Genomic DNA, 22,989 nt, shown 5'->3' with positions numbered 1-22,989 from the left:
CTTCCCAGCCGGAAACCGCTACTGCCATCACCTTGGACGAAAAATCGGGGCTAGTTTGCCGTGGCCGGTTTCGTGTCCCCCAAGGCACGGGCCAGACAAATCTCGCCTCGGCCGGCAACCAGAGTCCGCACCGTTCACAGCGGTGGGAGTGTTACCAGAGTGGGCTTCGAGCCTCTTATTTGCCGCCGAACCCCGCATCGGCTGACCATCCGAGTCGCCAGCGGATGGCTCTTACCCGTTGTCGCCGGAGGTTCGTGCTGCGATGTAGTCGTTCCATTCGGTCTTGGCGTAGGTGGCCCACCGGGTGGCAGTGCCGACGTCGATGGCGAGCAGGTCGGCGAGAACGGCTGCGGGAAGTTCGGCGGCCAGCCCGAGCAGGGCGGTGTTCTTGCCGGCTCGGATGGTCAGGCCGCTGCGTTTGAGTCGCTTGCCGAATCCGCCGGTGTCGACGGGTCGATCGGGAGTTCGGCCGGGAAACAGCAGCCGATCCGAGGCGTCGGAGTCCGGCAATGTGGATCGTCGTGTGGAGCGCGGTAATTGAGCCATCAGGTCGGCCAGCTGGGGTGGCAGCAGCAGTTCGTGGTCGCGCAGGACCAGGAAGGTCTCGCCGTCACGCGTATGTACCTGGTTTCGTCGTAGGTTGAGCACTCGCCAGGTGGCTATGCCGTAGAGCAGGATGAGGGCGCCCGCGGCGCGCAGATCGACGTCGATACCGTCGTCGTGCAGGCAGCGGTGCAATTGTTCGAGGTGCGTTGCTTCGTCGATGAAGACCGACGGTGGAGCGGGCTTGGGTGCCGGCGCGGAGACGGCGCCAGTGATGCGGCGTTGGGTCGTCCAGTGCAGAAACGGTCGCACTTCTGGCCGGCGCCAGTCTCCGGTGGCCAGCCAGGTGTCCACGTCGCCCTGATCGATGTCGGTCAGGGACCTCCCACGGGCGTCACACCAGGTGAGGAACTCGAGTGCGACGCGCACTCTGCGCCGGATACGAGCCGCCCCTGCCGTGACCAACGGTCGGGGGCTTCGCCTGGCACGATGCAGGAGATACCAGACGGCGTAGTTGCGGACCATCAGGGTGTGGTCGGCTGGCTGGTCGGCGAGGTAGCGATCCAGCCACGGCTCGAGTCGCTCGAGACGCTCGTTGCGCATCGGCAATACCGATGTGCGGACCAGGATTTCGCGGATGTAGTTGACCTGCCGTCCGGGCGGCAAGGCGTCGAGAAGGTCGTGGGTGACCGTTTCTCCGCATTCGGCAAGGGTTCTCAGTAGTCGCGCGGCGTCGCTTCGGGCGAGCCAGACGGCAACGCTGCGAGGATCGGGTGCGGCGGCCAACGCGTCGGCCAGCGGCCGCAACTGGTCAGGTATCTGGCCGTCGTGGCCACCCAAGGCGGCATCAAGGAGCTGGGCGGTGACGCAGCGGCTGCACCGACCGTTGGCGTGCATGCCGGCCTGCCCGCAATTGCGGCAACGGTAATCGAGCGAGGCGCCTGCACACGGTCCGCAGATCCGCCCACCATGGTCGTTGAGTCCGATGAGGACCGCAGACTGCTGACACGTCCCGCAGATCCCCGGGTAAGACCGCGCCCGCTTGGCGCACACCTTGCAAACCGGGCCTGCTGGCCATCGGTTCATTATCGGGCGTTGCCGCCGGCAGAAGACGCAGATCGGGGCAACTCTGGGTGGCCGCGACGCGGGTAGCGCTGTCCGCGTCGAGGCCTTCTGGACGTCGTTGCGTAGTGCGCGTCGGCAGATCCCACAAATATGTGGACCGACGTTGCCGCCGGATTTCCTTCGGCGGAGCGCGCCGCAGGCGGCACAGCTCCACGACATGTTGATTCGGCTGTAGCAGGTGCTACAGATCGGCCCGTTCTCGGTGATGGATTGCGCGGGTCGGTCTTTGCCGCACTCGACGCAGGTGTGTTGGGGCCTGGGAGCGCACGCTGGACAGAGCACGCCTCCGCAAGGGAGGCGACGCCGACGGTGCCCCACCCGCCCGCACCGGTGGCATGGCGCTTTCGAAGAGGGGTCCCGGCTATAACAGTTCGAGCAGACTACGCCGTCGGCGGAATTGCGTCGGTGCAGAGCTGGCTTCCCGCAGCGCGCGCAGAGAACTGTGGGGCGGTTGGCTCGAAGGCAGTGTTCGCAAATTCGCCCGGACGGGCCGACATTGGTCAGTGCCGAGCGCTGGCCGCACTGAGTGCACTGCGGTGGGTGAACCGTGGTGTATCCGGCGGCGAGCAGGATGTGGCTCAATCGCATCATGCCGCGGGGGCACGCGGAGTCTGGGTCGCACACGCCGCCGGGCGTGATTGCCAGGTAGCAGTCGACGGCGTTGAGCGTCTTGGGGCGGTTCACGCGGGCATCGGTGAGCAGGCGCTCGGCCGCCTCGACGGACAGGCCGTCGATGTCGGCGACCAGGCGGGCGGTGACCCGGGCCCACGCGTCGGGCCGAAAGTCCGCCGAACCCTTCACCGAGTGTGGTCCGGGCGGCGCACCGTGGTGCGCCGGACCGTCGGCGGCGACGGGGCGGCCCCACCGGCGACCTTCTTGGCTGCGGCATTGACCACGGTGATCTCAACCAAATCGTTGGGTGTGCAGTCGAGGATGTCGCACAACGCCGCCAGAACGTCCATCGAGAGCCGCTGCGGAGGCTGAGTCACCAAACGGAAGACCTGTTCGCGGGACAGCACGACGCCACGCTCGGCCAGCAGCGGCACGAGCTCCGTGGTTTGAAACATCCCCTGCTGCGCCATCAGTGTGCGAAGGTGCCACTGGCAGCCCATCTTTCGGATCATGGTTCACCTTCGGTGATGACGCCACGTTTGGTGAGCGCCGCGCGCAGCAGGCGGTTGCGGTACTCGTCGGACACGTGGCTGTAGATCGAGGTGGTACTGGCGTAGGCATGTCCGACTTGGTCTTGCACGAAGCGCTCTGGGTAGTCGAACTCGGTGAGATGTGTGACGTAGGAATGGCGCAGCGAGTGCAAATCGAGTTCCTTGGGCAAGCCGGCCGCATCCCGTGCCGCGGTGAACGCCTCGTTGGCGCTGCGCTTGGACAAGCGCCCCTGACGTTCAGTGATCCACAAGCCGGGATGGCGGCCGGGCTGAAAACACGGCCGTACCTCGGCGACGTAGTGCTCCAGGACGCCGACGATCCAATCCATTTCCGGAACGGTCAACACCGTGCGACGCTTCGGCGCGTCGCCATGCGACCCCTTGCCATGGCGGACGAACAACCCACCAAAGCGGCCGTACGCCGGAACCTTCGGATTCGATCGCAGATCGACGATGTCGAGGCCCACCACCTCTTGGCGGCGAAGTCCATACGCGTACACCGTCTTTAGCATGGCGGCGTCTCGCAACGCCGACAAACTGCCCTTGCGGTGACGACTACGCGCGGCCTCGACCAACCCGTCAGCTGCGTCGAACAACTCCTGCACCTCGTCGAAACTCAGCGGACGCCGACCGGCTCTGCCTTCGAACTCGGTGACATGTGTCACGGTGTTCCAGTCGTGCAAGATCTGAGCAGGCGGCTGCCCGAACCGCTCCAGGCACAGTGCGGCCCACCCGTATCGGCGGTCGGTGATGAAATCGCAGAACAATCGCAACGCGTTCTGATACCCGCGTAGCGTCGAAACCGCCTTCGGCGATGAACCCGACCTCATCGATGAGAAGAACGCGTCAGCGTCCTCAGCGGTCCACTGCCAGGGATGGGTCCCGGTGAAATCGCCGAACCGCCGAACCACACTCGCTCGCGCGAGGATCGTCGGCGGCAAGCACACCCGCGCCCGCTGCTGATCCGACCAGCCCGCCATCATCGCCCGAAACACCGCCTCCTGCGGATCCAACGACGCGACCTTCGACACCAACGACAACGCCGCAGAACCCGGCAGATCAACACCCACACCCTTGTTGTAGCAGATGCAACAATGATGCGATAGAGGAAGACGCGCAGTTGAGGCGAGCGCATCGATGTCACCTCGCCTAACGGGACGGGATTTCACCAGGGACAACGACGCTCTAACGAGCGCCGAACTGTTGCAACAAATGCAATTCCGCTCAGTGTCTGCTGAAGATGTAGTGCTGGGTCAGGGTCCAGTCGCAGCCGCCATGCTCGACGGGCCACGCGGGTGCGGCCCAACCGTGTTCGTGGAGGATGCGCTGCCACTCCATGCTCGCGTCGTGATCGGCGTAGACGCTCGTCATGAGGCGACCGGCGCGGCGCAATTCCGGTGTCAGCTTGTCGTCCAGAAATTCGCGTACTTCGTCGCGAAAGGCCACATCGGCCGACGACCACGTGAGGTCCATGGTTGATCCCCTGTCTGCAGAACGCTACGGACAGAGTAAACCTAGTTAGTTAAGTGGGGTACAGGCGGTGGCACCTTCAGGGCGACATGAAGTGCGTGGTGGCGCGGTAGACCTTGGCCTTGTACATCGCGGCATCGGCGTCGCGCAGGATCTCTGCCGCGTCACGCGAATCCTCTGGAGCCACTTGGGTGACGCCGATACTCGCGGTGAGGCTGCACGCGATGCCGGCGACATCCAACGGTGCGGCGAGGGCGGCATGCAGCCGCTCGGCAAGGCGTTCCAGCGCGGAGTAGTCGGGGTTGCCGAAAAGCAGTGCGACGAACTCGTCTCCGCCGTGGCGGGCGATCAGGTCCTCGGAGCGCAGGGTGGCTCGCAATCGCTGCGCTGCGGTCTTGATCACGGCGTCGCCCGCGTAATGGCCGAACGCATCGTTGACGGTTTTGATGTTGTCGAGATCGATGAACATCACCGCCGCCAGCGTGGGAGGGTCGGCCTGCAGCGCCTGGGTCGCCTGCGCCTCGGCGTATGCGCGGTTCGGTAGCCCGGTGAGTGAGTCGTGATGAGCTTGGTGTTTGAGCTGAAGTTGCGCATCGCGCTGGTCGGTGACATCGGTGAACGACGCCAGTAGCGCCTGCTGCCCGGTTTCGGCCGGGTCAAGCAGGCGGGAGCTGACGGAAAGCCAACGACGCGCGCCGTCCGGGCGGTCGAAGCCGACGACGACGTGCCGAGGCACGACACCGGTGGTCAGCGACCTCACGAAGAACGGATGCCAATCTTCGAGCTTGTGGCCGTCTGCGTCGTACAGGGGGAATGCCTCCGAGAGGTCCGCGTAGTGGGGCAGCTTGCCGCCGAACGGCAGGCCGAGGATGCGGCGCGCGGCAGGGTTGATCCACTCCGGTTGACCGTCCGCGTCGAGCACCACCACCCCTTCGACGAGTGAGTCCACGACGGTCTGAAATCTGCGCTCGGCCCGTCGCAGGGCCGTCTGGTCAGAGCAGACGAGGACGTAACCGTCGTCCATCGCCGCGGCGGCGACCCGGACGATGAGCGCCGTGCCGTCCGCGGAATAGTGAATCGCGTGCTCGACGCCCCCGTCGGCGACGATCGCGGCGGGATCGACGGCGGCGCCGACCGCCTCGGCGATCGGGAGGTCCAGGGCGTCCGCCGCTGATCTGCCGTAAATGGCTTCGGCCGCCGGATTCCAGGTGGTGATCGCCCCAGCTAACGTCGTCGCGATGATTGCGTCTGTGGCGTGAGTTACGAGTGCGGCCTGATATCGAAGGGTGGCCTCGGCGGCTTTCTCGATCGTCAGGTCGCGGAAGATCACTTGGTAGGCAGGTTTGCCGTCCCAGCTCGTCAGCACCGACACCACCTCGGCGTCCACCGGGCTGCCGTCCAGGCGCAGCATCACCGCCTCGGCGGCCGGCGTGCTGTCACCCTCCCGGTGCAGTGAGGCGATGCGGCCGAGCATCGGTGCGATGGAGTCGGGATGGACGAAATCCGTGATCATCCGCCCCACGAGATCATCTGCGCTCTTGGCGGCGATCCCCCTGAGGCCGGCGGGATTCACGTAGACCACACGGCCTTCGGCGTGGACACACATGGGGTCGGGGCTGTGCTCCAACAACCGTCGGAAGCGCTCTTCGACCGGATCGAGGGGTAGGGACGACGCGTCGCTTCTGCCCGCGTCGTCATGACCGGCCGTCATCGACGGCTCCTCGATCCCAAGTTAGCTGGTGGTTCACGCAGCTTAACCGTGTGCGTCGTCACTGCTCCCACTGTCCCATGCGTGACATTTTGCCTGGTCAACTCCGGCGGAATAGGCGTTAATTGAATGGGAACTTTCTCAGCAATGGCCAAACAGAGAGGCGATAAATCATGGTAGGACCGATGACCATTACCGGGATCGGTGCAGTAACGGGGTATGGCTGGGGCGCGGAGCCGCTGTGGACCGGCTTGCTCAGCGGCAAGCCTGCCGCAAAATTGGTCGGTGGGTTCGGTTCGAGCGGTGATGAGGATGCGTGGGTGGCGCAGATCGCCGACGAGGGCAATCCGCTCGACGGGCTCACCAGGTTTTCCCGCGCCATGCGTGGGGCCGCCCGCGAAGCCGTGACCGACGCACTCGAGCGGGGCTGGGTGCCCGGCCGCAGGGTTGGGCTGCTGCACGCCGTGGTGATCTCCGAGGTCGAGGGGTGGCGCGACTTCTACCTCAAGGACGCGGCCCATCGCAGAATTCGCGACTACCTCACCCTGATGCCGTCCACGCCGGTGTCGATGCTGATGCAGGAGTACGACTTCCACGGGCCCGCAATGAATGTCTCGGCGATGTGCTCGTCGGGCAACGCCGGGTTGATCACCGCGAAGATGTGGCTGGACAGCGGCTTCGTCGACGACGTGGTGTTCGTATCCACGGACCTGTCGCTGACGCCGGAGAACGTGGAACATTTCGTACGCCTCGGCGTCGGCGTCGTCGACGTCGAACCGCTCGACGCGTGCCGCCCGTTCCAGGAGGGCAGCCGAGGCTTTCCGGCGGGCGAAGCCGCGGTCTCCTTCGTCCTGTCCAAAGGCGCCGAGCGGCCCTACGCACAAATGCTCGGAGGCGACATGTCCCACGACGCTCACCACCTGACGTCAGTCGACCCCGCCCGTACGTACATCGACCAGTGTGTCCGCAACGCGCTGAGTGCGGCGAACACGTCGACCGACGAGATCTCCTATCTCAACGCTCACGGACCGGGCACCCAGCAATGCGACGCCGCAGAGGCCGGAATCGTCGACGAGGTGCTGCACGGCACGCCGGGCATCTACTCCATCAAGCAGATGGTCGGCCACTGCCAGGGCGCCGCGGCGGCCGTCGAGCTCGCCGCGGCCGCACTCGGCTATGAGCACGGAACCGTCCCTGCGCCGCCGACCGTGGCTCCCGGACACCCGCGACTGCTGGATGGGCCCACGCGTATGAAACCCGGTGCGCTGACGCTGAAAACGTCGCTGGGGATGGGTGGACACAACTCGGCGGTGGTACTCGCACCGGCCGCCTGATTAGTTTCCGAATCAACAATGCGGACCCCCTGATTGCCCGTAGGCTGCGGCCTGCCCGGCTTCGGTGTACGGGCGATCCGGGGGAGGCGAGTCCACTCGCCCGAAGGGCGTTGATGTCTGGGTACCTGCGCCGCCAGCCGACAGGGAGAAGATGAGTCATCGAGTTTCTGGCCGTCGCGATGAATGGCGCCCGCCTCGGCGCGCGGCTGATCCGACGGCCGCGTCGGTTCCGACTCGGCGGTGGTCGGTGTTGGGCGTCATCGGGGCTGCGCAGCTGATGGTCGTCCTCGACATCACCATCGTGAACATCGCTCTGCCGTCGGCTCAAGACGAACTCGGATTCGACGTCGCGAGCCGGCAGTGGGTGATCACGGCTTACTCGTTGGCCTTCGGCAGTCTGCTGTTGCTCGGGGGCCGGTTGTCCGACCGGGTGGGTGTCCGCCGCACGCTGATCATCGGACTGCTCGGATTCGCGGCGGCGTCTGCTGTCGGCGGCGCCGCCGACGGGTTCGCGATGCTGATCGCGGCGCGCGCGGGCCAGGGAGTTTTCGCTGCCATCCTTGCCCCGGCGGCCCTGTCCACCCTCAACATCACGTTCACCGAACCCGAAGACCGCGCGAGAGCGTTCGCCGTCTTCTCCGCGATCGCGGCCAGCGGCGCTGTCGTTGGACTGCTTGTCGGCGGTGCGGTGACGGAGTGGCTGTCGTGGCGGTGGTGCCTCTACATCAACCTGGCGTTGGCGTTGCCCGCCGCGGTCGGCGCGTTCTTCATCGTGCGAGCCGCCCCGCGACAGCGCCGGGCCGGGCTCGACTGGCCGGGTGCGGTATCCGCGAGCGGCGGCCTCTTCTGTCTGGTGTACGGCTTGTCAACGGCGGAGTCGGACGGCTGGACCGCACCGATCACCGTCGTTCTGCTCACCGCGTCGGCGGTGCTGATCATGGCCTTCGTCGTCATCGAAACGCGGGTGCAAGCGCCGCTGCTACCTCTTCAGATCGTCGCGGATCGCAACCGAGGTGGCGCCTACCTGACGATCGCCGTCACGTTTTGCGCGATGTTCGCGGCGTTCCTGTTCCTCACCTATTTCATGCAGCGCGACCTGGTGTACAGCCCACTCGCCACAGGTGTCGCCTTCCTGCCGATGGCCGCGGGTATCGGGCTCGCCGCCGCATTGGCGAACACGGTGTTGATGCGCCGCGTCGGGCCGCGTCCGATCATCCCGACGGGCATGGTCGTGGCAGCGGCAGGGATGGCCTGGCTTGGCGGGCTCACGGTCGATGCGACGTACATCCGCGACATCCTCGGCCCGAGCATCTTGCTCGGTCTCGGCATGGGGATGGCGTTCTCACCGGCGGTGGCTACCGCGACGAGCGGTGTCGCCACCGAGGACGCCGGCGTCGCCTCGGCGATGGTCAACACCAGTCAGCAGATCGGCGGAACGGTCGGTACCGCCGCCCTGTCGACGATCTTCACCACCGTGCTGGATCGCTATATCCACAACCACCGACCGCCTACCCCCGCTGTCGCGGCAACCGGGGCCATCCACGGGTACACCGTGGCCTTTCACATCGCGAGCGGGCTGTTCCTCGTCGGCGCGATTCTGACGGGGATCATCTTGCGGAGCGGACGATTGATCAACAATGACCCGATTCATATCTGACCGCCCTTCCGGCAACCGCCAGGTCGTGTCCCCTCTCGGTCGGTGGACTGGCGTTTTCACGGTGCCCAAACAATCAAGCGACGAGATGAAAGTGTGCCAACTCTGGCTGATGAAGGTGACAGGCCCGTTAACTTCGTCAGCTACTACCCCCGCGACCATTTTCCAGGCGTTAACATTGATCAATGCCGAGGTCCGCGTGCCATCCGTGAGGGGTGACCGGTGATGACCGCTGGCGGGCGCAAAGAACCCAGCCGCGATCATTACTATTGGCTGACAGCGTTTCTCGCGGCGCGCGGAGCGCAAACGACGACGTGTCGGGCAATCGCAGCGTTCATTGCTTTCTGCGGAGTCATTCCGTTGGCGTTGGCCTTTGGCTCCCCCAGCCCGTCCGGCACGTGGGACCGATGGGTGGCGGTGGTGGGCGGGGTGGCCGCTTTCGCGATGGCCGCTTCCTGGCTGCGGAGTCGCTGGCCCAGTCGGATCGCGTCGGAAGTGTGTGTCGTCGTCGGGTCCCTCTACACAGCGGTTGCCACCCTGATTCAGGGCGATCCTGTTGTCGGGCTTCTGGGATCGACAGCGTTCGCAATCGTGGGCGGCTTCGTCGCGCTGTTCCACTCGATGCGGTTGCTCATGTTCATGTGGTTGGTCGGCGGCGCAACAATCGTGGTTCTTGCGGTTCGGATAGCCGAGACCAATCCGGCGTTGGCGGTCTGCGGCGCACTTCTTGTCGCACTCGTGAATGCCTTTGTGGTGTTCGCATGTCGGACGCTGCTGCGGTCGATCAACAGCGAGTCGATGTTCGACGACGTCGAGCCACTGACGAGCCTGCTCACCCGGGATGCCTTCGCCGAGAAGGTCGCAACGCTCATGAGTTCGCGAGCCCGCGGCGATGACCGGTACCTCGCGGTGGCCGTGGTGAATCTCGACAGCTTCTCGCTCCTACAGGACATGGCCGGCGTCGTGGCGGCCAACCGGGCGCGAGTCGCCATCGGCCAGCAGTTGCGCGAAACGGTCCGCCGCGTCGCTGTGCTCGCCCACGTAGCCGATGCGGAGTTCTTCATCGCCGACATCCTCACCAGCGATGATCCATCCCCCTTGTTGGAGCGGGTGCGGGGGACGATCGCCACGTCGCCCAGCCGACTGACCGCCAGTATCGGCGTGGTGAGCACTCCGCTGAGCCCGCTGGCAGGGCACCCTCCGTACGACGTCCTCGACGAACTCCTCGCGATCGCCACCACGGCGATGCGTCAAGCCCGCCGCGAAGGCGGAAATCGGGTACAACAGGTCCTTTCGCCCGCGCTGGCCGTCCTGGCTCGCCCCTCCGGTGGCGCCTGGGAATCCGAAGAATCGGCCTGACAGGCTGTTTCCGTCGCCCACCGCAGGTTCTCGAGCTCGGTTCGAAATGTGGAACGCTTCGTTTGTCGCTGCCGGTGTTGTGGCACTGTGAGGACCGGATCATCCGCACGGCAACCAGACAATGGCTTTTTCAAAAGGAGCGGCAGTGAAAACGTTCAGTGGGCTCGATGAGTTGATCGCGGCGCAAGGCAGCCAGCTCGGTCCGACGGAGTGGCTCGAGGTCACGCAGGACCGCGTCAACACATTCGCGGACGCCACCGATGATCATCAGTGGATCCATGTCAACCCCGAACGCGCGGCCAACGGCCCGTTCGGCGGAACGATCGCACATGGATTGCTGACGCTGTCACTGATTCCGCACTTCTCCCATCAGCTGTACACGGTCGAGAACATCACGATGGCAATCAACTACGGCTACAACAAGGTTCGCTTCATCACGCCGGTCAAGGTGGGCGCCAAGATCCGAGCGCGCGCAGAGCTCACGAAGGTCGATCAGCTCGACGGGGGTGCGCAGGCGACGATGACGACGACCGTGGAGATCGAGGGCTCGGAGAAGCCCGCCGCCGTGGCGGAATCGATCGTTCGCTTTCTGGCGTAGCCCCGCCCCAGATCGCCAAGCGTCAGAACTGCGTCGAACCCTGGTCGACCGATATCGCCTGGGCTGTCACCATTTTCGACTCATCGCTGGCCAACCAGCAGACGGCGTCGGCAATGTCTTCGGGCTGAGCTACCCAGGTCGGCAAGAACGGCGTCAGCACGTTCAACAGCGCGTGGTTGCCGACGACTTCCGCCGCCTTGGCGATCGCCTCGACCATCTCAGGGGAACCCATCTCCGTGACGACGGGGCCCGGGTGCACGCTGTTGACGCGGATCGAGTGCGTGCCGAGTTCGGCGGCAAATGCCCGGGCCATCCCGGTGACAGCGTGCTTGCTGGCGGTGTAGTGAATCATGAACGGCTGGAACTTGACTCCGGCAGCAGAGCTGATCAGGACGATCGACCCGCCGCGGCCACCGTCCACGATGTGCTGCGCGCCGGCCATCACGGTGTTCCAGGTGCCGGTGAGGTTGATGTCGATGACGTCTCGCCACTCCTCGGGAGTGATGGCATTCCAGGCGTGCGGCGCGGTGACGCCGGCGTTGGCGACGATGATGTCGAGCCTGCCGAACTCGGCGACGCCGTCGTCGACGACCTTGCGCAGCCCGTCATGGTCGCGAGTGTCGACCGCGGCCGATAGGACGCGGCCCCCGGCGGCCTCGGCCAGCCGCACCGTCTCCTTGAGGTCCTCCGGCGTCGCCGACGGGTAGGGCACACAAGCGGGCAGCGGGCCGGCGACGTCGACGGCGATGACATCGGCGCCTTCCTTCGCCATCCGGACCGCATGTGCGCGGCCCTGGCCACGCGCTGCTCCGGTGATGAATGCCACCCTGCCGCTTAAGCGCCCGCTCATCTGCTGTCCTGTTGTGCTGTCTTGACGAGGTTCGCCCCAATGATGAGCCGCTGGATTTCGCTGGTGCCCTCGTAGAGTCGCAGCAAGCGCACGTCGCGGTAGATGCGTTCCACGGGCACTTCGCGCATGTAGCCGCTTCCGCCGTGGATCTGGACCGCGAGATCGGCTACCTGGCCGACCATTTCGGTGCAGAACAGCTTTGCCGCGGACGGCGCGATCCGACGATCTTCTCCGCTGACCCACGCCCGTGCGGTCTCCCGCACCAGGGCTCGGCCGGCCAGCACGCCGGTTTGTTGATCGGCGATCATGGCCTGCACGAGCTGGAAGTTGCCGATTGGTGTGCCGCCCTGGGTGGCCGTCGCCGCGTAGGCGACGGACTCGTCGAGGGCGCGCTGCGCGGTGCCCACGGACAGCGCGGCGATGTGAACGCGGCCACGGGCCAGCGAGATCATGGCGGCGCGGTATCCGATGTCCTCACTGCCGCCGATGAGCGCGGAGGCGGACACGCGAACGTCGTCGAAGCTGACGTCCGACGTCCACGCGCCTTCCTGGCCCATCTTGGCGTCCTTGGCGCCGACGACCACGCCGGGCGCGTCGGCGGGCACGAGAAAGACCGCGATGCCCGCGCCGTCGTCGTCGGCCGGGCGGGTGCGCGCAAACACGATGAACAGGTTCGCGGTCGGTGCGTTGGTGATGAAACGCTTCTGGCCGTTGATGATCCAGTTTGGGTTGTCTCCCGAGCCATCGCGGACCGCCTTTGTCCGGAGGCCGGACGGATTCGACCCGGCGCCCGGTTCGGTCAATGCGAAGGAGGCGACGACGTCGCCAGCGGCCATCGGCTCGAGCCACTGCGCCTTCTGCTCGTCGGTGCCGAACCCGACGAGTACCTGCCCGGCGATGCCGTTGTTGGTGCCGAACATCGACCGCAGCGCCAGCGACGTGTAGCCCAGCTCCATCGCCAGTTCGACGTCCTGCGCGAGGTTCAGGCCGAGCCCGCCCCACTCCTGGGGGATCGCGTAGCCGAACAAGCCCATCTTCTTGGCTTGGTCGCGCAGATCGTCGGGCACGCGGTCGTCGGCGAGGATCTCCTGTTCGCGCGGGACGACGGCGGTGCGCACGAAGGTGCGTGTCTGCGCCAGGATCTCTTGAAAGTCCCCGTCGCTGACTTCGGTCGTCGTCATCGATGCTCCTCTTCGGTGCGGGAGGGTCGTCGGCCGGGAAAATCATATATGAAATATGATGTCGGTCTGACGGGGCCCCGTTCAGGGCCCGACCAGTAAAGAGGGGTGATCAGGTGTCGTTGCTGACAGGTCAGACCGCGGTCGTCACCGGAGGCGCGCAGGGCCTCGGGTACGCGATCGCGGAGCGGTTCATCGCCGAGGGCGCGCGCGTCGTGCTCGGTGATCTGGACCTCGGCGCCACCGAGGCCGCGGCGAAACAACTCGGGGGAGAGCAACATGCGCTCGCCGTCCGCTGCGATGTGACGAAGGCCGATGACGTGGATGCGCTGGTCGCCGCCGCGACCGAACGGTTCGGTGGCCTGGACATCATGGTCAACAACGCCGGGATCACCCGCGATGCGACGCTTCGCAAGATGACCGAGGAGCAGTTCGACCAGGTGATCGCCGTCCACCTGAAGGGCACGTGGAACGGCACCAAGGCGGCGGCGGCGATCATGCGCGAGAACAAGCGCGGCGCGATCGTCAACATGTCGTCGATCTCGGGCAAGGTCGGATTGATCGGCCAGACGAACTACTCGGCGGCCAAGGCGGGCATCGTCGGCATGACGAAGGCCGCGGCCAAGGAACTCGCCCATCTCGGCGTGCGGGTCAACGCGATCCAGCCGGGGCTCATCCGATCCGCGATGACCGAGGCCATGCCCCAACACATTTGGGACCAGAAGCTGGCGGAGGTACCGATGGGCCGCGCCGGCGAACCGGCTGAAGTGGCCAAGGTCGCGCTGTTTCTCGCCAGCGATCTGTCCTCATACATGACCGGCACCGTCCTCGAGGTCACAGGTGGGAGGCACGTATGAGTCAAGACGCTGTCATCTGCGAACCAGTCCGCACGCCGATCGGCCGCTACGGCGGGATGTTCAAATCGCTGACCGCGGTGGACCTCGGCGTCACGGCGCTCACCGGGTTGCTCGAACGCACCGGGATTGATCCCGCGGCAGTGCAAGACGTCATCCTCGGACACTGCTATCCGAGCAGTGAGGCACCCGCGATCGGCCGGGTCGTCGCGCTCGACGCCGGTCTGCCGGTGACGGTGCCGGGTATGCAGGTCGACCGCCGATGCGGCTCGGGTTTGCAGGCGGTGATCCAGGCGTGCCTGCAGGTTGCCAACGGCGACAACGACCTCGTCGTCGCGGGCGGTGCCGAGAGCATGAGCAATGTCACCTTCTACTCCACCGACATGCGTTGGGGCGGAGCCCGATCCGGTGTCCAGGTGCACGATGCGCTCGCACGCGGACGCACCACCGCCGGCGGTAAGCACTATCCGGTCCCCGGAGGCATGCTGGAGACCGCGGAGAACCTCCGCAAGCAGTATTCGATCTCCAGGCAGGAGCAGGACGAGCTCGCGGTGACGTCGCACCAGCGGGCGGTCGCCGCGCAGAAGGACGGGATTCTCGCCGAGGAGATCATTCCCGTCACCGTCTCGACCCGTCAGGGTGAGGAACTGATCGACACCGACGAACACCCCCGCGCCGACACCACTGTGGAGTCGCTGGCGAAGCTGAAACCTGTTCTGCTGAAGAGTGATCCCGATGCGACCGTCACGGCGGGCAATGCCAGCGGGCAGAACGACGCGGCATCCATGTGCATCGTGACCACGCCGGAGAAGGCCGCCGAACTCGGCCTCACCCCGCTGGTCCGGCTGGTGTCGTGGGGATCGGCAGGCGTGGCCCCCAACATCATGGGCATCGGGCCCGTACCCGCGACCGAAGCGGCGCTCGCCAAGGCGGGACTGTCGCTCAGCGATATCGACCTGATCGAACTCAACGAGGCGTTCGCCGCACAGGCGCTGGCGGTGATGCGGGCGTGGGAATTCACCGCCGCCGATCACGACCGGACGAACGTGCACGGTTCGGGTATCTCGCTGGGCCACCCGGTCGGTGCGACCGGCGGACGGATGCTGGCGACACTCGCACGCGAGCTGAACCGCCGCGGTGCCCGGTACGGGTTGGAGACCATGTGCATCGGCGGCGGACAGGGCCTGGCCGCGGTCTTCGAAAGGGTGGGCGCATGAGCAGGATTGCCCAGACGCTCGGTTTGACCGAATTCCAGACCGAGATCGTCGCCAACGTAAGGCAATTCGTCGACAAGGAGATCATTCCCGCCGCGCAGGAACTCGAACACGCAGACACCTACCCGCAGGCCATCGTGGACCAGATGCGGGAGATGGGTCTGTTCGGGTTGATGATCCCCGAGGAGTACGGCGGCCTCGGCGAGTCGCTGCTGACCTATGCGTTGTGTGTCGAGGAGCTTGCCCGCGGCTGGATGAGTGTCTCTGGCGTGATCAACACCCACTTCATCGTGGCGTACATGATCCGCCAGCACGGCACCGATGCGCAGAAGCAGCATTACCTGCCGCGGATGGCCACCGGCGAAACCCGCGGCGCGTTCTCGATGTCCGAACCCGAGCTCGGGTCCGACGTCGCAGCGATCCGCACCCGAGCCAAGCACAACGACGACGGCACGTACACGATCGACGGCCAGAAGATGTGGCTGACCAACGGCGGTAGCTCGACCCTGGTCGCGGCGCTGGTGCGCACCGACGAGGGCGCGGACAAGCCACACCGCAACCTGACCGCATTTCTTATCGAAAAGCCAACGGGCTTCGGTGAAGTCGCTCCGGGACTGACCATTCCCGGGAAGATCGACAAGCTGGGCTACAAGGGGATCGACACCACCGAGCTGATCTTCGACGGGTACGTCGCGAAGGCCGACGACATTCTCGGGGAAGCCCCCGGTCAGGGTTTCTTCCAGATGATGGACGGTATCGAGGTCGGTCGTGTCAACGTGTCGGCGAGGGCGTGCGGAGTGGGAATCCGCGCGTTCGAGCTCGCCGTGAAATACGCACAGCAGCGGCAGACGTTCGGCAAGCCGATCGCAGAACACCAGGCCATCGCGTTCCAGTTGGCCGAGATGGCGACCAAGGTCGAGGCGGCACATCTGATGATGGTCAACGCCGCGCGGCTGAAGGATTCCGGCGAACGCAACGACGTCGCGGCGGGAATGGCGAAATACCTTGCCAGCGAGTTCTGCTCGGAGGTGACCCAGCAGAGCTTCCGGATTCACGGCGGCTACGGCTACTCCAAGGAATACGAGATCGAGCGCCTGATGCGTGACGCGCCATTCCTGCTGATCGGCGAGGGGACCAGCGAAATCCAGAAGAACATCATCAGCAAGCGACTGCTCGCCGACTATCGGATCTGACCCGTGTCCGTTCCCGAGCTTCCCCACGCGCTGGCCAGGACGCAACTGGCCGAAGACGTCGCGCGCATCGTGCGTAAGCGGATCTTCGACGGCTCCTACGCCGCAGGGACCTACGTGCGGCTGGACCAACTCGCGGCGGATCTCGGCGTCAGTGTCACCCCGGTGCGCGAGGCGTTGTTCGAATTGAAGGCCGAGGGCCTGCTCGCACAACAGCCGCATCGCGGCTTCGTGGTGCTGCCGGTGACCGGTCGCGACCTCACCGACGTGTCCGACGTGCAGGCCTATATCGGGGGTGAACTCGCCGCGCGCGCAGCAACCAACATCACCGACGATCAACTACGTGCACTTCAGCAGATCCAGTCCGATCTGGAAGACGCGTACGCCGCCGATGACGACGAACGCGCGGTGCGGCTCAACCACGAGTTCCATCGTGCGATCAACGTCGCCTCGGATTCGCCGAAACTCGCGCAGCTGATGTCGCAGATCACCCGCTACGCGCCCGAATCGGTGTTCCCGATCATCGCGGGCTGGCCGGAGAAGTCGAACAAGCACCATCGCCGGTTGCTGCTCGCGTTGGAAAAGCGCGACGAGAACCTCGCTCGCACAGCGATGTCCGAGCATCTGGCGGCCGGGGCCAAGCCGCTGATCGAGCACCTCACGTCGCGCGGTGTGGTCCAGTAGCCTCGCGCAGTAGCTCGCGCAGTTGGGGCACATCGACCTTGCCCGTCGCCTTGCGGGGAACCGCGTCGTCGGAGTCGACGGCCAGCCACACCGAGGGAACCTTGAAGGCGCTCAACCGTTGGCGTGCTGCATCCCGGATTTCTTCGGCAGCCAGTCGGGAGATCACGACCGCGCCGACGGCGCCGTCCACCTCCGTGACGAAGGCTCCGCCCACCCCCTCGATCGTGCGCAGCGCATCCTCGACCTCGCTGGGGTACACGGTCGCGCCGCTGACCTTGAACATGTCGTCGGAGCGACCGTGGTAGAACATGAAACCGTCGTCGTCGAGGTGGCCGAGGTCGCCGGTGGGGTAGAAGCCGTCGGCGGTGAACAGCTCATGGTGACTGCGGCGACAGATGCCCCGCATCATGTGGGGTCCGCGGAGCTGGATCATCCCGACAGTGCCGCGGGGGACGGGCGTGCCATCGTCGGGGTCGACGATCCGAACCTCCATGCCGTCGAACGGTTTTCCGCAGCTGCCCCACGCCGACCGCGGCATGTCGGTATCGGCCGGATAGCCGCAGTATGGGCCGAACGATTCGGTCATCCCGAATAGCTTCGCCCTGGCGCCGGGTTCGGCTCGCTGGTCGGCGGGTAACAACGCCTCGAGGCTGCCAGGACGCAGCGATGACAGATCGGCTGCCACTGCATCAGTTTGGCGTGCCAGCGCCGCCGCCTGGTCCGGCCACCCGCGGAACAGGGTGACGCGTTCGCGCTCGAGCAGTCGCAACGTCGTCTCGGGGCGGGGGATCTGCTCGGTGACCAGCGTGGCGCCGGCGAGCAGTGCCGACAGCACACCACTGCCGAATCCGCCGACCCAGAAGAAGGGCATCGGGAGATACAGCCTGGTGTCGGCATCGATGCAGCGGGCCGCCAGGCCTGATCGCACCGCGCCCAGCGCGTTGCCGTGCGAGTGGATGACACCTTTGGGCGGGCCACTGCTGCCCGATGTGAACATGATTGCGAGTGTGTCGCTGGGCGTGACGGTTTCGGCGACCGCATCGACGGGCGCATTGTCGGTGGGGCGTGGAAGCCGGTCGGCCGTCCATACTTTGCGAAGTGCGGGGAGATCCACCCGATACGGCTCGAGGTCGTCGAGGTAACGGTGGCCGCGGAATTCCGCCACGGTGATCAGGCACTGGACGGAAGCCGCGCGCAGCGCGGCGGCGAGCTCGGGCGGCTGCAGCAGCGTGCTCAGTGGCACCAGCACCGCGCCGATGCGGGTGAGCGCCACAGCGATCTGTACCCACTGCGCACAGTTCGGCATGATCAGCCCCACCCGCGTGCCCTTGGCGACACCGGTGGCGATGAACGCGGCGGCCAGGTCGCGGCTTGTGGCGTCGAGTTCGGCGTACGTGAGCCGGGCGTCGGGGTCGATGACCATCGGCTTGCCCGCCTCGTTGGCCGCTCGAAGTCGCACCAGCTGGTCGATCGTGTCAGGCATCGAAGACCTTTGTGAGACGGGGCATGTCGACTTTTCCGCTGGACATCACCGGAATCTCTGCGACGGGCACCGCGGCGAAGCGCCTCGGAATCTTGTATGACGACAGCTCGCTCTTCAGGCTTTCACGCAGCGCGTCCTCGTCGAATTCGGCACCTTCGTCCAGCGCAACAACCGCGGCCACAATTTGTCCGCGCTCGGGATCGGGTATTCCGACGACGTGCGCTGCGAATCCGGCAACCTTGGCGATCGCCTTCTCCACCTCGGCGGGCGCGACGTTGGCGCCCGCGGTCTTGATCATTGCGCCGCGTCGCCCGATGAAGTACACGAAGCCGTCGGCGTCGGTGCGGACGAGATCGCCTGTGTGAAACCATCCGTCGGCGTCGAAGCACTCTTCACGGCTGCGCTTGTAATAGCGTTGCATCAGAAATGGCCCGCGGACACACAGTTCACCCAACTCCCCGGCACCGACACGTTCGCCGGTGTCGTCGACGACCTTGGTGTCGAATCCCGGTGCCGGCCGGCCGAACGACCCACGCCGATGTTCGGGCTGGTCGGATTCGTCCTCGCTGATCGTGATGACGCTTCCGGTCTCGGTCATCCCGAGCATCGTGTGCCGCAGCTCGGGGTCCGCCGGCCGCACATCAGGAGCCATGATCGGGTAGAGGTTACCGCGGCGCATCGAGGACAGATCTCGTGTCGGGAGGCTGGGATGACTGGCCAGCGAGGTGATTCCGCCTACGAAACCATTCGTCATGGTGGGCTTTTCGGCTTCCAGTAGGTCAAGGGTCTCGCCCGGGTCGACCGCGTTGGAGCACACGAGCGTGGCGCCGGCGAGCATCACGGCCAGAATCGAGAAGGCGATACCACCTATCCAGAAGAACGGTGAGTTGCAGAACAATCTGTCTGTCGGGCCCAGCCCTCGGATCTCGTTGAGCACCAGTTGATGGTCGAGTAGCGACGCATGTGTATGGACAACACCCTTCGGTGCGCTCGTCGACCCCGACGTGTACACGATCGCCAGCGTGTCCGAGGCGTCGACGTCGTCTTCCATCGCCTCCAGCAGTTCCGAGTCGACGGCGACCGGCGGCGCGGAATCGAAGAAGGTGTGCCGTAGCAGCGGGATTCCGGCCCGGTCGATCTGGGCCAATCTCTCGCGGTAGTCGTGGCCGCGGTAGGAAGCGGTGGCGAGCAGGATCTCGACGTCGGCGTGGGCGAGCTGCGTCGCCATCTCGGGAGCGGTGGCGAAGGTCGAGAAGGGGATCACGACGGCGCCGATGCGGGCAGCGGCCAGCATTGCCACGATGAAGTCCGGCCCGTTCGGGTACAGCACTCCGACGTGAGTGCCCTTACCCGCGCCGAGCGTGATCAGCCCGCATGCCAACTTCGTCGAGCGTTGGTGGGCCTCGGCGTAGCTGAGGCGGCCGCTGTCGCATATCAGCAGCGGATGTTCGCCCCGGCGGCGCACTTGTTCTCGCAGCACTGCGGCGACGGTGTTGTCAGGCATGGTCGACGGTGTCGAAGTGTCCGCGGACGGCGGTCAGGTCGGCCTTGCCCGACGGTGTTCTGGGAATTTGGTCGACGATCGCGATATCGGTGGGAATCTCATAGCTTGCCAATCGCATTCGCAAGTGGTCGAGCAGTGCGTCCGCCTCGACGGTCGCTCGCAGTTCGACCATCGCCACCGGTGTCTCGCCGAGCCGCTGATCGGGTCGGCCGACCACCGCCGCACCCTGGACCGCCGGATGGCTCTCCAACGCGCCGCGCACATCGTCGGGCATCACCTTGAAGCCACCCCGGATGATCGCCTGATCGGCGCGGCCGAGAATCCAGAGAAATCCGTCCGCGTCGATGCGGGCCATATCGGTGGTCCGCATCCAGTCCCCGGTCGGCCCGAGCTGCCCCGGCCGCACCTCGAGCAGCCCTGGCTGATTGTCGGCGACAGGCGTGCCGCTGTCGTCGACGACACGCAACTGCGCTCCGAGCGTGGCCCTGCCGACGCTGCCACGCTTGGTAGCCCAGTACTTCTGGTAGTCACGCAGTGACCAGCCGGCCACCCCTCCGCCGAACTCCGTTGCGGCGTAGGACGTCAGGACCGGAATACCGAACTTGTCGGTGAACGCGTCGGCATCCTCCGCGGACAACGGCGCGGTACCCGAGGTCACCGCGCGGATGCTGTGCAGGTCGTCGCGGGTCAAGTCGGAATGAAGCACGGTGCGCAGGGCCGCGGGAACCAGCGATACCGCCTGCGGGCGGTGTCGACGGACCGCATCGGCCCACCGGTCGAGCTCGAAGCGATCCAGCAGTGCGAATGACCTTGCTTCGCAGACGCATTGGAGTACTCGGAACACGCCGCCGATGTGCACCAGCGGGGCATTGACGATAGCCACGCCACGCCGTCGTTCGGTCGGTGACGGTGCGGTGTCGAAGTCGGTGCCGATCACGCTGCGGGCCAGCATGTCGTAGGTGAGATCGATGCGCTTGGGCGGACCCGTCGTACCACTGGTCAGCATCCGTACCGCGACGCCGGCGCGGCCGGCATCACCGGTCGGCTCGTCTGCCGCGGTCACGGCGGGCGCGTCCGTGAGCCCAGCGATTGCCACGGCCGCGGTGTGCGCCGCCGGTGCGACCAGCGTCGACAGATCTTTGTCCGTACCGATGATCAATGGGAGGCGCAGTGATTCGATGTCAGCTCGGATCCGATCGTCGCCGCGCGAGGGGTTGATGACGACGACGGTCCCGCCGGCCAGCAGCACACCGAGGAATGTGGCGACGTGAGACGGTTTGTTACGCAACAGGATTCCGACCTGACGCCCTGCGTCATCGAGCGCCTCGATGCGACGCGCCAACGTGGCGATCTCACCCCACGTCCGCCATTCGGCGTCGTACTCGATCGCGGGAGCCTTGGGTCGCAGATCCAGTACATCGCTGATGCGCCGGCTGAGCGGATGTGCGGCCATCAGCGCAGCCTCGGTGTGAATGTGTCGTCGGGAGCGCGGTCGGCGAGTTCAGCCTGCCCGAGGGGGTTTCCCAATCTCGTGTAAATCAGGTTCTGCTCCATGGCCGCGCGGTAGGGCTTGTCCAGAGATTCCCAGATGGCTTTCACAGTGCCCTGGGTTGCTGTCGGAGGTTTGGCCGCGATCGCGGACGCGATCTGGTGGGCGCGGGCCCACAGCTGGTCGGTGGAGACGACCTCGGACACCAGGCCGATCCGCAGCGCGGTGCCGGCGCTCACGCGTTCGTCGTTGCCCATCAGCGCGATTCGCAGTGTTTCGCCCAAGCCGACGCGGCGCATCAGGCCGATCGGTTCCAGAGCGCACACCAGACCCGCGCTGACATGCGAGTCGAAAAAGGTCGCGTCGTCACTGCAGATGACGACGTCGGATTCGTTGACGAAATAGAACGCGCCCGCGGTGCACATGCCTTGCACCGCGCATACGACGGGCTTCCACATCTTCTGCCACTTGGGGCTGAGGTACTCGCCCGGATCTTCGTGATTCCAGACGTTCTCCGGCTGACCATACGGGGATTTGATGTCTAGACCGGCGGAGAATGCCCGATCGCCCGCCGCACGTACGACCACGGCATGGACCGTGTCGTCGAGCTTGACGATCCGCCACGCCTGGGCCATTTCCTGACACATCGCCCTGTTGAACGCGTTGAGCGAGTCCGGCCGGTTCAGCGTGATCGTCGCAACGTGCGCGGTGGCGTCCACATCGAGCAGGATGGTCTCGAAGCTGTTCGAGGTCATCGGCATTGCCAGATCGGCGCGCGTTTCTCCATGAACGCCCTGGGTCCCTCCAGCGAATCCGCTGTGTGCAGATTGCGCTCGCGAAAGGCTTCTGCGAGGATCTCGGCCTCGTTGAGCGGCAGGTCCAATGTCTTGTGAATGGCCAACCGAGTGCCCCGGACAGCCAAAGGGGCGTTCGAGTTCACCATGTCGGCGATCTCGTGTGCGCGTTCCAGAAGACGGTCGTGGTCGACGATCTCGGAGATCATCCCGAGGTCGTACGCGCGCTGCGCATCCATCCGTTCGTGCTTACCTGTCAGCGCCATGCGCAGCGCGATGTTGCGGGGCAGCACGCGGGCAAGCCGCACCATTTCACGCCCTGCTACCAGGCCGATGCTGACGTGCGGGTCGAAGAATGTCGCCGTGTCCGAGGCGATGACAATGTCGCCCGTCGTGACCCAGTCCAGGCCTGCGCCGCAGCAGATGCCGTTGATCGCGGCCAGCACGGGTTTGGCCATGCGGCGAAAGGGCGGTGTGCCCTCTTGGGGTGCCTCCCACTGGTCGTAGGTCGACAGGTAAGCCCTCTCGTTGATGACCTTGCCGTCCTCCGGGATCTGTTTCGCGTCGGCCCCGGTGCAGAATGCGCGGCCGGTACCGGTCACGATGAGTATCCAGATGTTGTCGTCTGATTCGGCCTCGTCGTACGCGGAGCGCAGTTCAGTGATCATGTGCGGGCTCAGTGCGTTGAGCGCCTGTGGGCGGTTCAGCGTGATCGTGGCTTTGTGCCCGTCGACCTCGTAGGTGATGTCCTCGAAACCGGAGGATGACATGGCTTTTGACATTATCGGGTCCTTT

General features: G+C 65.6%; 19 protein-coding genes and 1 pseudogene. 8 read left to right on the top strand and 12 right to left on the bottom strand.

What is annotated here, in order from left to right; genetic code table 11:
* Positions 1-231 precede the first annotated feature (231 nt).
* From M1248_RS04650 to M1248_RS04630, 5 genes and pseudogenes are all read right to left on the bottom strand, one after another.
* On the bottom strand, positions 232-1,440 hold the full coding sequence (locus tag M1248_RS04650) for a hypothetical protein (protein WP_006247693.1): 1,209 nt from the start codon (positions 1,438-1,440) through the stop codon (positions 232-234).
* A gap of 1,025 nt (positions 1,441-2,465) precedes the next feature.
* Positions 2,466-2,792, bottom strand: a complete 327-nt coding sequence (locus M1248_RS04645) for a helix-turn-helix domain-containing protein (protein ID WP_006247692.1) — start codon at positions 2,790-2,792, stop codon at positions 2,466-2,468.
* A complete protein-coding gene (locus M1248_RS04640; protein WP_013470135.1) occupies positions 2,789-3,901 on the bottom strand; it encodes a tyrosine-type recombinase/integrase in 1,113 nt (370 codons plus the stop codon). Before M1248_RS04640 ends, M1248_RS04645 begins: the two co-directional genes overlap by 4 nt.
* A 160-nt stretch (positions 3,902-4,061) precedes the next feature.
* A pseudogene (locus tag M1248_RS04635) lies at positions 4,062-4,304 on the bottom strand (acyl-CoA dehydrogenase family protein); the annotation flags it as partial.
* A gap of 76 nt (positions 4,305-4,380) precedes the next feature.
* Entirely contained in the window at positions 4,381-6,012 is a 1,632-nt protein-coding gene (locus M1248_RS04630; RefSeq protein WP_163725378.1) for a bifunctional diguanylate cyclase/phosphodiesterase, read from the bottom strand.
* A 170-nt stretch (positions 6,013-6,182) separates the two neighbouring features.
* Here M1248_RS04630 and M1248_RS04625 point away from each other — a divergent pair, with 170 nt between their 5' ends.
* The 4 genes from M1248_RS04625 to M1248_RS04610 all read left to right on the top strand — a co-directional run bounded on the left by M1248_RS04625 (position 6,183) and on the right by M1248_RS04610 (position 10,954).
* Positions 6,183-7,343, top strand: a complete 1,161-nt coding sequence (locus tag M1248_RS04625; protein ID WP_163725381.1) for a beta-ketoacyl synthase N-terminal-like domain-containing protein — start codon at positions 6,183-6,185, stop codon at positions 7,341-7,343.
* A 151-nt stretch (positions 7,344-7,494) separates the two neighbouring features.
* Positions 7,495-9,000, top strand: a complete 1,506-nt coding sequence (locus tag M1248_RS04620) for an MFS transporter (protein WP_317147667.1) — start codon at positions 7,495-7,497, stop codon at positions 8,998-9,000.
* Positions 9,001-9,222: 222 nt separating this feature from the next.
* Complete coding sequence (locus M1248_RS04615) at positions 9,223-10,356, top strand: GGDEF domain-containing protein (RefSeq protein ID WP_317147666.1); 1,134 nt, start codon at positions 9,223-9,225, stop codon at positions 10,354-10,356.
* Between the two features lie 145 nt (positions 10,357-10,501).
* Positions 10,502-10,954: a MaoC family dehydratase gene (locus M1248_RS04610; RefSeq protein ID WP_163725390.1), complete on the top strand. Its 453-nt coding sequence runs from the start codon at positions 10,502-10,504 to the stop codon at positions 10,952-10,954.
* Between the two features lie 22 nt (positions 10,955-10,976).
* Here the strand turns inward: M1248_RS04610 and M1248_RS04605 are convergent, their stop codons facing one another.
* The gene (locus M1248_RS04605) at positions 10,977-11,804 is read right to left on the bottom strand and encodes a mycofactocin-coupled SDR family oxidoreductase (RefSeq protein ID WP_163725393.1); all 828 of its coding nucleotides are present in this window, start codon (positions 11,802-11,804) and stop codon (positions 10,977-10,979) included.
* A complete protein-coding gene (locus M1248_RS04600; RefSeq protein WP_317147665.1) occupies positions 11,801-12,985 on the bottom strand; it encodes an acyl-CoA dehydrogenase family protein in 1,185 nt (394 codons plus the stop codon). Before M1248_RS04600 ends, M1248_RS04605 begins: the two co-directional genes overlap by 4 nt.
* A 113-nt stretch (positions 12,986-13,098) precedes the next feature.
* Here M1248_RS04600 and fabG point away from each other — a divergent pair, with 113 nt between their 5' ends.
* From fabG to M1248_RS04580, 4 genes are read left to right on the top strand one after another with little or no spacing between them, the layout of a single operon-like run.
* A complete protein-coding gene (fabG, locus tag M1248_RS04595; protein ID WP_317147664.1) occupies positions 13,099-13,839 on the top strand; it encodes a 3-oxoacyl-ACP reductase FabG in 741 nt (246 codons plus the stop codon).
* Positions 13,836-15,053, top strand: a complete 1,218-nt coding sequence (locus M1248_RS04590) for an acetyl-CoA C-acetyltransferase (protein ID WP_317147663.1) — start codon at positions 13,836-13,838, stop codon at positions 15,051-15,053. The genes fabG and M1248_RS04590 overlap by 4 nt, the downstream gene beginning before the upstream one ends.
* A complete protein-coding gene (locus tag M1248_RS04585) occupies positions 15,050-16,243 on the top strand; it encodes an acyl-CoA dehydrogenase family protein (RefSeq protein WP_317147662.1) in 1,194 nt (397 codons plus the stop codon). Before M1248_RS04590 ends, M1248_RS04585 begins: the two co-directional genes overlap by 4 nt.
* Positions 16,244-16,246: 3 nt before the next feature.
* Entirely contained in the window at positions 16,247-16,924 is a 678-nt protein-coding gene (locus M1248_RS04580) for a GntR family transcriptional regulator (protein ID WP_163725407.1), read from the top strand.
* Here the strand turns inward: M1248_RS04580 and M1248_RS04575 are convergent.
* The 5 genes from M1248_RS04575 to M1248_RS04555 are packed head-to-tail and all read right to left on the bottom strand — an operon-like array spanning position 16,899 to position 22,964.
* Entirely contained in the window at positions 16,899-18,407 is a 1,509-nt protein-coding gene (locus tag M1248_RS04575; RefSeq protein WP_163725410.1) for a class I adenylate-forming enzyme family protein, read from the bottom strand. The two genes, M1248_RS04580 and M1248_RS04575, sit on opposite strands and share 26 nt — an antisense overlap.
* Entirely contained in the window at positions 18,400-19,911 is a 1,512-nt protein-coding gene (locus tag M1248_RS04570; protein ID WP_163725412.1) for a class I adenylate-forming enzyme family protein, read from the bottom strand. Before M1248_RS04570 ends, M1248_RS04575 begins: the two co-directional genes overlap by 8 nt.
* The gene (locus M1248_RS04565) at positions 19,904-21,364 is read right to left on the bottom strand and encodes a class I adenylate-forming enzyme family protein (RefSeq protein ID WP_163725415.1); all 1,461 of its coding nucleotides are present in this window, start codon (positions 21,362-21,364) and stop codon (positions 19,904-19,906) included. The genes M1248_RS04570 and M1248_RS04565 overlap by 8 nt, the downstream gene beginning before the upstream one ends.
* The gene (locus M1248_RS04560) at positions 21,364-22,161 is read right to left on the bottom strand and encodes an enoyl-CoA hydratase/isomerase family protein (protein WP_174261995.1); all 798 of its coding nucleotides are present in this window, start codon (positions 22,159-22,161) and stop codon (positions 21,364-21,366) included. Before M1248_RS04560 ends, M1248_RS04565 begins: the two co-directional genes overlap by 1 nt.
* Complete coding sequence (locus tag M1248_RS04555; protein ID WP_163725422.1) at positions 22,152-22,964, bottom strand: enoyl-CoA hydratase/isomerase family protein; 813 nt, start codon at positions 22,962-22,964, stop codon at positions 22,152-22,154. The genes M1248_RS04560 and M1248_RS04555 overlap by 10 nt, the downstream gene beginning before the upstream one ends.
* Positions 22,965-22,989: the final 25 nt, after the last annotated feature.

It is taken from the genome of Mycobacterium sp. 29Ha, from assembly GCF_032883055.1.
Classification (GTDB): domain Bacteria; phylum Actinomycetota; class Actinomycetes; order Mycobacteriales; family Mycobacteriaceae; genus Mycobacterium; species Mycobacterium gallinarum.
The sequence above is the reverse complement of the archived record's forward strand: the minus strand, read 5'-3'. Positions and strand labels throughout refer to the sequence as shown.